We start from the raw sequence: 14,013 nt of genomic DNA on the forward strand, positions 1-14,013 counted from the left end.
TCTTTCCATGTCTTCATCCAAGAACCACTAATTAAAAGTACGCATTCTCTTAGTGCATTTAACCCTTAAGTACTGCTCCTCTTTCTCAGGACAAGTGAGATAACTTACTGCTTTCTCACAACGCTCACATGCCTCAATATCATCCCTATAAATTCGTCCAATACCTAATATTCCTAGGTCGGTATAACGTGCAACTTGCTTGGGGTCATGACAGTTATAATAATTTCCCTGCTTAGAGGTAATATCTTCAATCCATACTTGACCAAGCTTGCTTGCAACTCCCCAACCACTTTGTACTTTATGCCCATTAAAGATCATCAGTACATGACAATGATAGCCTTTATCCGATCCCTGCTCTAATGCCCATGCATAGTCTACTAAGTGTTTTAGAAACCCTTTACGCTGTCCAAGATAATCACATAGTGTTCTGATATCTCTATAGAATACATCGACATTCACATCTCGATGCTCTTTTAAATAAGCCAAATCCACACGAACAACTAAAGATTTAGAATATTGATTTAGTGCATGCTTTAACCTCTTAGCAAGAGATTTCTTATTTCTAAATTCATTTTCACGATGTCTTCTTAAGTCATGTCGATGTACAGAACTATAGTTTGAGAAATATTCTTCCCATCCATTTATAGAATCCTCACAATAAAGATAATCAGCCAAATCTTCATAACTTAGATCGTCAATTAGATGCTCATCTATCAAATCACTCCATGCATTGATATAACCAAAGTAGCTATAAGCTGGTTCATATATCTCATTAAAACTGAATAGCAATGAAGCAAATAGATCATAAAAACTTTCATCTCGTTCTATTCCATGTATAACCCAACTCTCAGTAGTACTCTCAATTTCAATGAGTAAATCTGACTCTCTTTGATTATTCATGTTTAGTATCTCCTATGCTGAATACATAGAAGACCTGAATTAGGTATAAAGATATTTATAGCCTCTAATAAGGTATTCCATATCACTCATAATAAGATGAGTAAGTATGATGTATGAGATATTAATAATATTAATAACCTTCAATAAAACTGGGGTCTAACCTATCTTAATCCTCCAACAATCATTACCAATCAGAAATGGTTTTTTCCATATACACTAAAAATAAGCTCAAGAAGCACTTGCCTTCCTTACATATAAGTGGCCTATTTCCTCAGAAAAAGTTATGCGTTAGACTAAATTACCTCTAATTAACTGTCTGATACTCTTTGTCTTACTTACAATTCTTTTATGAACAAGTATTTCATTCCAAGAATACAAAAGTTGATACCCCATATATAAGTTGGATATATCATCTTTAAATCTCTTTATTTGATCTTTCTGGTAATCTTTTATCTCAATAAATGATTGGTTTTCCATAGATGAGTTACATATTTTTTCATCTGCAACATCAAAAACTAGTCCTTTATAACTGTTTTCATCAAACACATGATTAGCTGTTTGCTTAAGTTTCACTTTTTGATGTTCAACATTATCTTTTTTATTCTGAACATAGTTTTTCCAACTATCCATTGTTTTAGTACGTACATTTTCTATATATGTTTTTATATCTTGCTCAGGCATATCTAGGGGAAAATCTGACTGAAAGATAAGTGTAACATCGATAAAAAAAGTATCGTAACTGTCTAGAGCATGAACGCCTAGGTGTGCCAACAAATTTGCACCTGAATTTTTCTTAGTTCTTTTCAAGTTTTTAAGATAATCTTTAAATAATTTTAAATTTTTCTCAAGACTACCATGTGGTCTTAATGCAAAATAGAATTTCAAACGCAATGCAAAAAAACTGCTTTGTAAATATTTATCTAAATAATTTTTTACTTGTTCTTTATTCTTAGAAATTTTGATACTGTCATTATGATTCAAAATGAATATATCATTTCTGCTATTTTTATCGGTTTCTTTTAATATATTTAGACGATGATTAAATTCAACAATTCCCCTTTTATCAATCTCAAAAAATTTTTCTAACCCTCGCTGACTATGCAGATATAAAACCTTCTTAACTCTATGACTAATGAAACTATTCTCTTTCCATTTAACCAATGTTGACTCATCTACTTTCAATAATTTCTTTGCAATGCCTAAATATATTTTTGCTTCTTCAGAAAGGAGCTTTTGTGCCTTTTTAAATATCTTATCTTGCTCAACCAATGAATTAGAAGCTATTGTAAATACGTTATTCTTATTAAATTGAATAATTCTCATAAAATATTCAATATCAAGGAATAGATCTGTATCATTGGAATCAAAATTATTCAGATAAAATACCCTCATCATCTGAATTTCATCTTTTATTTCTTTAGGTAAGTTTTTAATCTTAGTTATGTATTTCTCAGGAATATCTAATTCTATAAATTTTTTAATCTTAGTTTTGACTGTGCTTATATCTTTTGGCTTTTTAGCACACTCTACTGCCAGATGGTTATTAAAAATGCCTTCTTTAATTGAAACATTTGAGGTTTCTTTCAATTCTATCCAACTCACTTCGCCATTATATTCAGAGAGACTGTTAGTATTAAGCCAGTTATCACAAAAAATAGGTTTCAAAATATTATTGACATTATAGATATAACCTAAAACTAGCTCTTTGAATGAATGCTGCTTTCCTAAAATTATTGATGTATCAATAGCATGAATTGAGTCTGAGATTTTTGCGTTAATTGTTTCCGTTCTGTCGACGATATCAAACCATCCCTCACCAAACAATGTAGTTAGACTCTCACCTAGGACACCTCTAATTAATGTCACTCGACAAGAATCTGACATACTCCCCACTTTTTTAAAAACATATATTTTTTGTATAAAAAAATGATTATATAAATCAACCTCTTTTCTAGAATACTCTAGAACTAATCCATACTCTTGCATTAAGCGTGAAGTATGCTCATATAAGAGGCATTCTATATTAATGAGCCTTTCATTAAAGAATTTAATGTTGATAAGAAAATCACAAAAAAATAGTGGCACATTTACTTCTACTTGAGTATCAAAAACTTCACAAGCTGCTTGAAAGCTCCTATCATCGAATTGTATTTGTGCTACAGATTGCTTTTTTTGTTCAAAATACTTAATGAAATAATTAAAAAAATTAAAAAAATCTTCTTGAGGAAAAGCATCAATTGTCCAACTACTACAATTTTTTATAAGGTAATAATAATTTTCAGATGATATGTACCTCAAGTAGATCAGGATATTAAATTCAAAATCATATCTTCGCCTACCCATCTCAATTAAATCTAAGTCAACATAAAGTTTTTTATAAAAAGCTAAGTATTCTTCCAGAAGCCTAAAGTTTTTTTCGGCCTTGGCCTTTTGATACTCCACTTCATTTGGATAAGTAGAGTTACTAATCTCATCCAATATACAACTAAGATTCTCAAGCATAGAAATCAAATCATGTTGATCTTTTTTATAGCATTCACTTTTTTCATAAACAGTTTTTAGTTGCTTATAAATTTCTTTTTTTTCCATAAAAATTTTAATTTGCTTATAAAAATAATAAACTTACCTTAAAAACCCTGTAAAGTTAAGTATTTTCAATACATACAGCCAAATCTATCTAATTTAAATTCCAATATATAAAATTATAATTCCAATATTTAAAAAACTAATTCCTATAAATATAACTATTATTTCCGATAAAATATCAATAAAAAACCCCTAAATAGAGCTTAACTATTTAGGGGTTTTAGGAAAATATTCGTTAAGTTTATTTACTTAGAAAAGGATTTATAACACTCTAGTAAATACTACCTAGTAGTAATTCATCCACTCAATCACCTTAGCTTCGTACCAATCCATCATCTTAACCCTCTCCTCCCAATATTGAGCACGATTGTAAGCAGCACGAATACGGTTCTGTGGAACATGTGCTAACTGTCTTTCTATAACATCATAATTAAATAAATTAGACTCATTCAAAACCGTACTAAACAATGATCTAAAACCATGAGTTGTCATCTTACCTGCGTAACCAGAACGCTTAATCACCTGTAAAATTGACTCACTACGCATGGGCTCCTTACTATTTAAACGATGAGGAAAAAGTAAATCTTCGTTATGTGTCAACCTAAGTGCTTCCAATTCTTGAAGCATTAAATTTGTTAAAGGGACTCGATGAGGTAACCCATTTTTCATTCGTTTTTCTGGTATATCCCATACTCTATTTTCTATATCAAACTCACTCCAAGTTGCTTTGAGTAACTCACTTACCCTTACACCTGTCAGCATAATCAACATAATTGCATGGTGTGTTTGAGCATCACTTGGGTACATGCGTACCTTCTTTAGAAACTCAGGCATGTCTTGAGCTTGTAACGATGCTAAATTTTTTACTTTCCTAGATTTCAATGCATATACCAAGTCTGATGCAGGATTATCTAGTCTATAACTATGTGCAATCGCATACTTCATTACCATCCCACATCTTGATAATGTTCTTTTAGCAACTTCTAAAGACCCTCTATTCTCAATTTTTCTAATTGCTTCTAGAATAATAGGTGCTGTTAATTTATCGATCTCATGATTACCAAAACTTAGATACAACTCATCTAGAGACGCCCTAACATTGCTAATATGTTTATCTGACCATGTCCCCTTTTGATTTTCAAACCAATCTTCGGCAACTTCACTAAATTGAGGTTTTGGAGATTCTAGGCTACTATCCTCTGCATATTGGATTTTAAGTCTAGAAGCCATATCACGTGCTTTCTTTAAACTAATGTCTGGATATTTACCTATAGATTTAGACTTCCTGTCACCATTAATCGTTAAACGTAGATTCCAATATTTTGTGCCGTTTGTAGAAACCTGTAGCGATAGACCATTTACATCTGATAAACGATAAGGCTTGTCTTTCGGCTTTGCTTGTTTGCACTGACTATCTGTTAATTGTGTTGATGCCATCACCTAAAACCTTTCATTATTGATTGGGTAAATTTTCCCTTTTTTTACCCAATTAGGCAAAAACAAGGTCATATTCAATCGGATAACTTCGGATAAACAGGCAAATAAAAAAGCCTTTAAATATTGAATTTAAAGGCTTTTTATAATCAGTCCTGTGAGACTGGATAAAAATTTGGTGGAGATGGCGGGAGTTGAACCCGCGTCCGCCAGCATTACGCTCCAGAATACTACATGCTTAGATATCGTCTATTGTTTTAGCACTTAAAGACCCGACGAACAGGGTTAAAAGCGCGATCCTTTAAGTTTGATATAGAACCCCAAGGCTTGATTCTATACGGACTTGTGTGCGTTCGCTTCTGTCGGGTTATCAGGCCACAAGTAATCTGATAAGCGGACTAGTAGCCCTTAGGCTACTTGAGCGTAAGATTCGTCGTTTGCGACTATAAAATTGCAAATTTTATTTACGAGAGAAAATGCGCTCTCGGCATGCATCTATGAGTTTCATCACCAGCGTCGAAGCCAATAACATCCCCATGTATGTAAACCAATTATAACATAGTATATGTAAAATACTATACATTTAAGATTTTAAATTTACGATAGATATAACAGCTAGTGTGAAGGTCCACCTTCTATTTTTCTTGGTTTCGGACATAGCCAAATAATCATAGCACCTAATAGGAAAATCATAGAAAAGACCAAGAATACGTGATCAGCCGCAACCGTTAGAGCTTCTTTATTAACAAGGTTTGAAATTGTACCTAATGCTGTTTCATAGCTAAAACCTTTATGCTGAAGTTCACCCAATGTAGGCTGTATATTCATACTAGAAACAATTTCACTACGTGAAATACTGGCATGATTATCCCATATCGTAACGGACAATGATGCACCTATAGCACCACCCATTGTCCTCATAAAATTCATTAAACCTGCTGCTGCGGCAACTTCACTTGGTAAAACAGATCCAAGAGCAATGTTTGTTAAAGGAATAAAAAAGAATGGGACACCAAACCCTTGTAGAATTTGAGGCCAAGCCAATGCCATGAAGTCTACTTCATTACTCCAAAAAGCACGCATGAGTGTTACACCACCTAAAATACAAAGCCCAAAGCTTGCCAGTGCTCTTTGGTCAAACTTTGTTGAAAGCTTAGCAACAACAGGAGACATTGTCACGCTGCCTAACCCCATTGTTGCTGTAAGATAGCCAGCCCACGTCGCGGTATACCCCATATTGGTTTGCAACCATTGCGGAATAAGTACAATACTCCCAAAAAATGCGCCAAAACCAAAACCCATCGTTAATACCGCAAGGGAAAATCCAAGATGTCTAAAAACAGAAATATTTACAATAGGATTCTTTTCTGTCAGTTCCCAAATCACAAAAATGATAAAACCAATAAAAGAGACTACAGCCAATGTACAAATTAAATTACTAGAGAACCAATCATGGTCATGCCCTAAATCCAATAATAATTGTAATGCACCAATTGCAATAATGAGTAATGAGAGACCAATGGCATCAACTTTCACTAAAGCCGTCGGTGTTTCTGCAGGTTTCAACAGATTAAGAACACCAAAAACACAAATAATACCTATTGGTAAATTAATAAAGAAAATCCAATGCCAAGATAAATTATCACTAAACCAACCACCCAAAATTGGCCCAACAATTGGCCCAACTACAGTCGTCATTGCCCATAAGCCCATGGCCTGCGCATGTTTTTCTGGTGGATGAATACGCATAAGCAAGGTTTGACTTAAAGGCATTAATGGCCCACCAAAAAGTCCCTGACCAATTCGACAAAACACCAACAACTCTAAAGAATTAGATACACCACACATCACTGAGAAAAATGTAAAACCGATAAGACATGAAGCAAATACACGAACTGCACCAAACCGTCCTGCAAGCCACCCAGTTAACGGTACACAAATAGCTTCAGCTACTGCATAAGAAGTAATTACCCAAGTACCTTGCGTGGTTGAAACAGCAAGACTACCTGTAATGTGTGCAACAGATACATTGGCAATCGTCGTGTCAACCACAACCATAAAGTTAGCCAATGCTAAAACAAGTGTTGCAAGTAACAGTCTATTTCCTGTTAGATCCCCTAAAGGTACAAACTTATTCATAATTTACGACTTCGACTTTAGATCAACTTTCGCTGTCATCGACAGTCCTACACGCAATGGATGTTTTTCAAGTTCTTTTGGATCTAACGCAACACGAACAGGCAAACGTTGCACAACCTTAATCCAGTTCCCTGTTGCATTTTGTGCAGGAATTAAAGCAAAAGCTGCACCTGTCCCACCTGAAAAGCCAACAACTTTTCCATGGTAAACCACATCATCACCATATAAGTCAGATGTAAGCGTTACAGCTTGACCAGGTTTTACATCTGCCAATTGATTTTCTTTGAAGTTCGCATCCACATAAAGTTTATTTACAGGGACAACGAGCATTAAAGAAGACCCAACAGCGACTGTTTGACCAATTTGCACATTACGATTTGTCACCACACCATCAACAGGAGCTTTAATCACTGTACGCTCTAAATTAAGTTGAGCCTGATCAACCTTTGCCTGTGCTGCAAGAACATCTGGCGTTGTTTCTTGGTCTAAACCTTTAATCAAGGCATTGTTTGCATCTAGATTACTTTGAGCAACTTTTTGATTTGACACAGCCTGAGATAGGCCTGCTTGCGCAACATTATAATTTGCTTTTGCTGTATTTAATGCATTCTGCGAAGTTGTATATTCCTCTTTAGAGATTGCACCTGATGCACTCAATGACTGGCGACGCTTAAAATCAGACATCGCTCGCTCTAAGTCTGCTTTCGCTTTCTCAACTTGTGCCTTTTGACTCTGTATCGCATCATGAGTTGATTGAATCTGTGAAGACAAAGAACCATTATTCGCCTGCGTCTGTGTATATTGACGCTTCACTTTTGCTAAATCTGCTTGAGCCTGTGCTAAAGCAATTTTGGCATCACGGTCATCTATCGTTACGAGTGTATCCCCAGCCTTCACACTTTGGGTATCTTCAACAGACACATGTGCAACCTGACCACCAACCATAGAGCTTACTTGTGCAGTATCTGCACCAACATATGCATTATCTGTATCTTCCACATGACCAAAGAACACAGTCCATACCATATAAATAATGGCACAAATCACGAATATTACCGCAACGATCGATAACCATTTTTTACGTTTTGGATTTGTAGATGCTATATTCTGCTGTTCTTTTTTCTGCGAAGCTGGCAAATGTTCTTCAGTCATATTTAACCCTATAATTCGTCTTACGTTTGGCGATGTGACATATGCAAGTTTGTTTGACCATTTACATATAAATGATATTTTATTTACAACACATCGGAATAGTGAATATTAAACTAAAAAATCAAAATATGAGAATATTAATATTTTATTGATCAATAATTGAATAGTTAATACTTAATTTTTCAACATTCTAATTTTTATAAATTTATCACTTTCATTTAATTTATATACTTATTTTATATATACTTTATTAAAATTAGAAGACACTCAAAAGACTAACCAATAAACTATATATCAAAACAATATATTTAAAATTAAATTAAATTTCATCTTTTAAATTAACAACTTAAAATCATATTATAATAATTTATAGTTTTTTACTTTTTTAAGGCTATTTTGATTTTTTTTCCAAATTTACTATGGAAGGTCTACAATAGCCCTTACCTTAAACCTTGATGATCGAGATTGTGATGACTTATACGTTCAATCGTCCTGCTTTTCCTGCAACGCGTATGCGTCGAATTAGAAAAAATGATAAATTAAGGTCAATGGTTAGCGAAACACACCTGACAAGTGATCATTTGATTTATCCTGTTTTTGTACTTCCAGGCGAAAAACAATCACAAGATATTCCAAGTATGCCAAATATTCAGCGCCTTTCCGCTGATCTTTTGCTTAAGAAAGCAGAAACATTATTAGAGTTAGGTGTATCAAAACTTGCATTGTTTCCAGTTACGCCACAAGAAGACAAAAGTTTAACTGCTGAAGCAGCATGGCGCGAAGACGGCGTTGTACAAGAAACTTGCCGTTTACTCAAAAAAGAACTCCCTGAAATGGTACTCATTACAGATGGTGCTTTAGACCCTTATACAACACATGGGCAAGATGGCATTATTGATGAGACAGGTTATGTTCTCAATGATGAAACCGTGGATTGTTTAGTTAAACAAGCTCTAAGTCATGCAGAAGCTGGTGCCGATGTAATCGCACCAAGTGACATGATGGATGGTCGTATTGGTGCCATTCGCCAAGCTTTAGAAGCAAATGGACATATCTATACCAATATCATGGCTTATTCAGCAAAATATGCATCTAGCTTTTATGGCCCTTTCCGCGATGCTGTTGGCTCATCAGGTAACTTAAAAGGTGCAAATAAAAACAACTACCAAATGGATTTCGGAAACCGTGCCGAAGCACTCCATGAAATTGCACTAGATATCCAAGAAGGTGCAGATATGGTCATTGTTAAACCGGGTATGCCTTATTTAGATGTTGTACGCGAGGTCAAAGATACCTTTGGTGTTCCAACATTTATCTATCAAGTGAGCGGTGAATATGCGATGCTCGCAGGTGCAATCCAAAATGGTTGGCTCTCTGAGAGTGTTATTTTAGAGTCACTTCTTGGCTGCCGCCGTGCAGGTGCAGATGGTATTTGGACATACTTTGCAGAAGATGCCGCACGTAAATTAAAAGAGATGAAATAATTACAACAGATGATGAATGTTGCAATTATTGGTGCAGGCATTAATGGGTTAATGTCTGCACTAGAGCTTTCAGAGCAAGGAATTCAAGTTCATATTTATGACCAACAGCAAGCAGGTTTAGAAGCCTCTTGGGCCGGTGGTGGTATTCTTTCGCCTATGTATCCTTGGCGTTACCCTCAAGCGGTCAATACCTTAGCTAAACATGCAAAATATCTTTATCATCAATGGAATGAAAAACTCTTTCCTATTACAGGAATAGATTTTCAAATACAGCAAACTGGTATGCTTATTTTTGACCATAACGACTTTGCTCAAGGTCTAGCATATGCTGAAAAATATAATGAACCGATGCAAAGATGTGAGAAGATCTCGCAATCTAAAATTAAAAATATCAACCCTCGTGTTTCCAAAAATTTACAAGAAGCAATATTTTTTCCTGAACTATCAAATATCAGAAATCCTCGTGTCCTTCAGTCTGTTATTAGATATCTTCAAAAACAGCCAAATGTACAATTTCACGAAAATATAAAAATTTCTAATTTAATACCTAACAAAGATGAAGTACATGCCATTCAAGATCATAACCAAAATATATATTTCCATGACCATATTGTCATCGCAACAGGTGCTTGGAGTGCTGAGTGGTCAAAACAACTAAATATTCAACTGCCTGTTTATCCAATTCAAGGACAAATGGCATTATTTAAAACACCACCTCACTGGTTGCCCACAATGTGTATGAATAAGGTGATGTATCTTATTCCTCGTCAAGATGGACATATTGTTTGCGGTTCAAGTATGAAGGATATTGGCTTTAATAAAGACACCTGTAATGATACCCAAAAAAATATCTTAGCGGCTTGCTTTGAGATGATTCCTGAACTTCAAAAATTTCCTCTCATCAAAGCATGGACAGGCTTACGCCCAAGCTCCCCACATGGCATCCCATATATCGGTCAACTTCCGCATTTAAAAAATGTTTGGCTTAATACAGGGCACTTTAGAAATGGATTATGTATGGGTGCTGCTTCTGCACAGCTTTTAAGACAACACATGCTCTCTCAGCCCCTCATTGAAGACCCTACTCCTTACTCACCAAACCAACTTTATATATGACCAAACATTTTTATTGCCATTCGCTGTGCTTGTTTACCATAAAACCAAAAAGTAACTGCATATAAAGGCATTGCTATTACAAAGAAAAATAAGGCACAGATAAATAATGTGGATGGCTGAAATAACATACCGATTGTATATTGCCAAATTTGAGGTTGGGAAAAAGAGGCCCAGAATAGACCAAGAAAAAAGCCTGTTAGGTTAAACAACCAAAAAATAATATTAAAAAAGATACTAAAACGATTTCTTTCAGTCTTTGTAGGTGCACGGCGTTGTTGCTTCAAAAAAATATATAAAACACCAATCATTGCAATAAGGTAGGGGAAAACCATCAGTACAAAAGCAAGGCTATTCGGTAAAATCGTTGCCAAAACCCCACTCACACAGGTTGTTAGAAAATAAAAGAGTAGAAACCATGCGTAATATTTCTTTAAAGATACGTTCAAAATAAGCCAACTTTTAAATTTAATTATTTTTTAATTTTTTTTAATTTATTTGTCAACCTATTTCACATATGTCTCGTTATATAGAGTACAAGGCATGTCAAACCTAAATAGTAATAGTAAATATTTAGTGGCCTTTTGTCTGAGAGTAGCAACTCGGCTCGTCTTGGGTACTATAAAAATAACCCATTCATAAAGACTTTTTAAAGCCAATGATTCTTCATCACTCGAATCATTGGCTTCATTTTTATATATCTTAAAAAAAATATAAATTTGGCTTACATATCCTACATATTAAAATCGTAAATAAATATAAAGATACTTTGATATCACAAATAGAAATATTCTTTTACTAGAAACCTAACACCAAAATATTTTCTAAAGCATAGCGATGAATATTAAATTTTGATTAATTTTTTCATAATATAAAAATGATTAACTTAAGTCTCATCTAACTACTGTGATATGTATCTTAGATAATATAACTTGATATATTTCATCCATAAATAATTCACATATTTCATTCAGTATAGCCTTATCAGGTTTCAACTTAACTCAACTATAGAGACTAACTCCATGAAAAAACTTTTATCTGTATTAGCTTTAGGTCTTACTGCAACAGCTTTCACTGCTACAGCAATGGCTGCACCTGCAACTCAGCCAGCACCTCATAAGCATCATGTAAAAAAAGCGCATCACAAAAAACACGCGCATAAAAAACACCATCATGCAGCTAAAAAAGCAGCATAATTTTTAAATAAAAAAGAGCCTAACTTAGGCTCTTTTTTTATGGTTGTCATTTTTATTTAATAAAAATAAGCTATTGTAGTAAACATATAATAAATAATTGCGCAAAATTTGAGATAACAACCGACTAAGCAATTAGTCGGTTTATTTTTTTCTATTCAGCAAAATTAAATAGTGGTTTACAAAAAATTGGGAAATTAACAGAGTTAGCAACCATACACTCATGATGCGCAGTGTCATGTAATTCCTTGGCGAGTGCTAAATTAGCACCTTGCTTTAAGGTAATTCTTGGATTTAAACACACCTCTTTAATATGCCCTCTTTTCGTTGGGTGATGGTCTTCCATTTCACCTTCTGCATCATCTTCATATGCAATGACATGAACACCATTTACCGCACATAAATGCAAATACCAGAGTTTATGACATGCAGATGCAGCAGCAACCATTAAGTCTTCAGGATTCCATCTGGTTTTATCGCCCAAATATGCAGGATCTGCCGAACCTAAAATGGTTGGTTTATGTGGATGTGTAATTTGAAAATCTCTTTGATAGCTGTCATAAGAGGCCGTCCCTTGACCCAAGTTTCCATCCCAAATCACAGAAACGTTATAATAATGAGTTGTCATGGCATTCTACTATTATTCTATTTTTTACAGTTATACCATACCCTCTCTTAGAAATATTCAATATTTAAACAAACTCTGTTAAATTAACCTTGCTAGCATCTAAAACAAGAGTAACTCATGGCTGTACATTTTTTTCATACTTCTGACTGGCATTTGGGACAACTTTTTCACAATTACTCCCGCCATTTGGAGCATGAAAAATTCTTAACGTGGTTGCTTCAAGAAATTGGTGACAAACAGCCCCATGCGCTACTCATCGCAGGTGATATTTTCGATATCGTCAATCCATCTTCTGCCTCACAAAAACAGCTCTATCAATTCCTTGCAAATGCACATGACATCGCACCACATCTGCAAATACTCATGATTGCAGGTAACCATGATTCAGGCTATCGCATTGAGCAGGTCGAGCCACTGCTGGCAAAATATAACGCCAAAGCAGTCGGTATTATCCAATGGACTCAAGATAAAAAGCTCAATTTAGATCATCTCATTTTGCCCATCTACAACTCAGACCACGTTATTGTTGCTTGGTGTGTTGCCTTACCTTTTTTACGTCCTGCTGAAATTACAGGATTCAACGAACATACCCAAGACAACCAGTCTGCCATCTCTTATTTACATCAAACTTTAATAGATGAAGCAAAACGGCGTAAAACAGATGAACAAGCGCTCATTGTCATGTCACATGCACATATGCAAGGGGGGCAAGAATCTGACTCAGAACGCTGTATCGTCATTGGTCATCAAGATGCTCTTTCTACAGACCTTTTTAGTGAAGATGTCGACTATGTTGCTCTTGGGCATTTGCATAAACCACAAAAAGTAGGCAATGAATATATTCGTTATAGTGGCGCTCCTATCCCACTCTCATTTAGTGAATTAAACTATAAACATCAAGTTTTAAATGTTCATATCCATCCTAACAAAAACATTTCAGAAAAAATTCAATATGAAAAACTCATCATTCCAAGATCAATTGCACTACATGCAATCAAAGGTGAGCTTCAAGATGTTTTCAAAAAATTAGAACAGTTACCAGATGAGGGTGCTTTACCCATTGATGAACGGGAGTTTGTAGATATTGAATACTATAGTCATACTCCACCCCCGCTTAACTTACGCCAACAAATTGAAGATGCATTGCCAAAACAACGGTATCGAATTACCCGTATTGTTCGTAAACCTGTCACACGTGCAGATACCGATGATTCATCCATTTCTAAAATTGATTTAGCACCACCAACACCTGAAAACTTATTTGAACAGATTTGGGAAAGCATGGGCTATCAACAAGATACTCAAGTGAAAGAAGACTTTTTAACACTCCTCCATGAAGCTGAAGAAATACAGCACAAAAACACAACGTCAAATGAAGGATAAC

Annotated in this window: 11 protein-coding genes and 1 other RNA gene; 4 read left to right on the forward strand and 8 right to left on the reverse strand. The window is 34.8% G+C overall.

Features of this window, described 5'->3' with window-relative positions; translation table 11 throughout:
* Nucleotides 1–27: 27 nt before the first annotated feature.
* The 6 genes from P256_RS05310 to P256_RS05330 form a co-directional block, all read right to left on the reverse strand.
* Nucleotides 28–900 carry a YagK/YfjJ domain-containing protein gene (locus P256_RS05310; RefSeq protein WP_023272659.1) on the reverse strand — a complete coding sequence of 291 codons (873 nt, stop codon included), beginning with the start codon at nt 898–900 and terminating at the stop codon, nt 28–30.
* A gap of 288 nt (nt 901–1,188) precedes the next feature.
* On the reverse strand, nt 1,189–3,489 hold the full coding sequence (locus P256_RS05315; protein WP_023272660.1) for a hypothetical protein: 2,301 nt from the start codon (nt 3,487–3,489) through the stop codon (nt 1,189–1,191).
* 282 nt (nt 3,490–3,771) lie between these two features.
* Nucleotides 3,772–4,923 carry a tyrosine-type recombinase/integrase gene (locus P256_RS05320; protein ID WP_023272661.1) on the reverse strand — a complete coding sequence of 384 codons (1,152 nt, stop codon included), beginning with the start codon at nt 4,921–4,923 and terminating at the stop codon, nt 3,772–3,774.
* A gap of 173 nt (nt 4,924–5,096) precedes the next feature.
* Nucleotides 5,097–5,456, reverse strand: a transfer-messenger RNA (tmRNA) gene (gene ssrA, locus P256_RS13100).
* Nucleotides 5,457–5,535: 79 nt separating this feature from the next.
* Entirely contained in the window at nt 5,536–7,059 is a 1,524-nt protein-coding gene (locus tag P256_RS05325) for a DHA2 family efflux MFS transporter permease subunit (RefSeq protein ID WP_023272662.1), read from the reverse strand.
* Between the two features lie 3 nt (nt 7,060–7,062).
* Entirely contained in the window at nt 7,063–8,211 is a 1,149-nt protein-coding gene (locus tag P256_RS05330) for an HlyD family secretion protein (protein ID WP_023272663.1), read from the reverse strand.
* A gap of 470 nt (nt 8,212–8,681) precedes the next feature.
* On the opposite strand from P256_RS05330, the gene hemB reads away from it, so the two are divergent.
* On the forward strand, nt 8,682–9,695 hold the full coding sequence (gene hemB / locus P256_RS05335; RefSeq protein WP_023272664.1) for a porphobilinogen synthase: 1,014 nt from the start codon (nt 8,682–8,684) through the stop codon (nt 9,693–9,695).
* A 12-nt stretch (nt 9,696–9,707) separates the two neighbouring features.
* Nucleotides 9,708–10,811 (forward strand): NAD(P)/FAD-dependent oxidoreductase, encoded by a 1,104-nt coding sequence (locus P256_RS05340; protein WP_023272665.1) that lies wholly within the window; start codon nt 9,708–9,710, stop codon nt 10,809–10,811.
* Here the strand turns inward: P256_RS05340 and P256_RS05345 are convergent.
* Complete coding sequence (locus tag P256_RS05345; protein WP_040331658.1) at nt 10,802–11,257, reverse strand: ABZJ_00895 family protein; 456 nt, start codon at nt 11,255–11,257, stop codon at nt 10,802–10,804. The two genes, P256_RS05340 and P256_RS05345, sit on opposite strands and share 10 nt — an antisense overlap.
* Nucleotides 11,258–11,830: 573 nt before the next feature.
* Between P256_RS05345 and P256_RS13285 the strand changes: the two genes are divergently transcribed.
* Complete coding sequence (locus tag P256_RS13285) at nt 11,831–12,004, forward strand: hypothetical protein (protein WP_023272667.1); 174 nt, start codon at nt 11,831–11,833, stop codon at nt 12,002–12,004.
* A gap of 151 nt (nt 12,005–12,155) precedes the next feature.
* Here the strand turns inward: P256_RS13285 and P256_RS05350 are convergent, their stop codons facing one another.
* Nucleotides 12,156–12,629: an OsmC family protein gene (locus P256_RS05350; protein ID WP_023272668.1), complete on the reverse strand. Its 474-nt coding sequence runs from the start codon at nt 12,627–12,629 to the stop codon at nt 12,156–12,158.
* A 117-nt stretch (nt 12,630–12,746) separates the two neighbouring features.
* On the opposite strand from P256_RS05350, the gene sbcD reads away from it, so the two are divergent.
* Complete coding sequence (gene sbcD / locus P256_RS05355; RefSeq protein WP_023272669.1) at nt 12,747–14,012, forward strand: exonuclease SbcCD subunit D C-terminal domain-containing protein; 1,266 nt, start codon at nt 12,747–12,749, stop codon at nt 14,010–14,012.
* The last annotated feature ends 1 nt before the right edge of the window (nt 14,013 follow it).

This window comes from Acinetobacter nectaris CIP 110549 (assembly GCF_000488215.1).
Taxonomy (GTDB): Bacteria; Pseudomonadota; Gammaproteobacteria; order Pseudomonadales; family Moraxellaceae; genus Acinetobacter; species Acinetobacter nectaris.

Coding starts and splice junctions, on each gene's coding strand:
- P256_RS05310 (WP_023272659.1), bottom strand. CDS start 900: ATGAATAATCAAAGAGAGTCAGATTTACTCATTGAAATTGAGAGTACT.
- P256_RS05315 (WP_023272660.1), bottom strand. CDS start 3,489: ATGGAAAAAAAAGAAATTTATAAGCAACTAAAAACTGTTTATGAAAAA.
- P256_RS05320 (WP_023272661.1), bottom strand. CDS start 4,923: ATGGCATCAACACAATTAACAGATAGTCAGTGCAAACAAGCAAAGCCG.
- P256_RS05325 (WP_023272662.1), bottom strand. CDS start 7,059: ATGAATAAGTTTGTACCTTTAGGGGATCTAACAGGAAATAGACTGTTA.
- P256_RS05330 (WP_023272663.1), bottom strand. CDS start 8,211: ATGACTGAAGAACATTTGCCAGCTTCGCAGAAAAAAGAACAGCAGAAT.
- hemB (WP_023272664.1), top strand. CDS start 8,682: ATGACTTATACGTTCAATCGTCCTGCTTTTCCTGCAACGCGTATGCGT.
- P256_RS05340 (WP_023272665.1), top strand. CDS start 9,708: ATGAATGTTGCAATTATTGGTGCAGGCATTAATGGGTTAATGTCTGCA.
- P256_RS13285 (WP_023272667.1), top strand. CDS start 11,831: ATGAAAAAACTTTTATCTGTATTAGCTTTAGGTCTTACTGCAACAGCT.
- P256_RS05350 (WP_023272668.1), bottom strand. CDS start 12,629: ATGACAACTCATTATTATAACGTTTCTGTGATTTGGGATGGAAACTTG.
- sbcD (WP_023272669.1), top strand. CDS start 12,747: ATGGCTGTACATTTTTTTCATACTTCTGACTGGCATTTGGGACAACTT.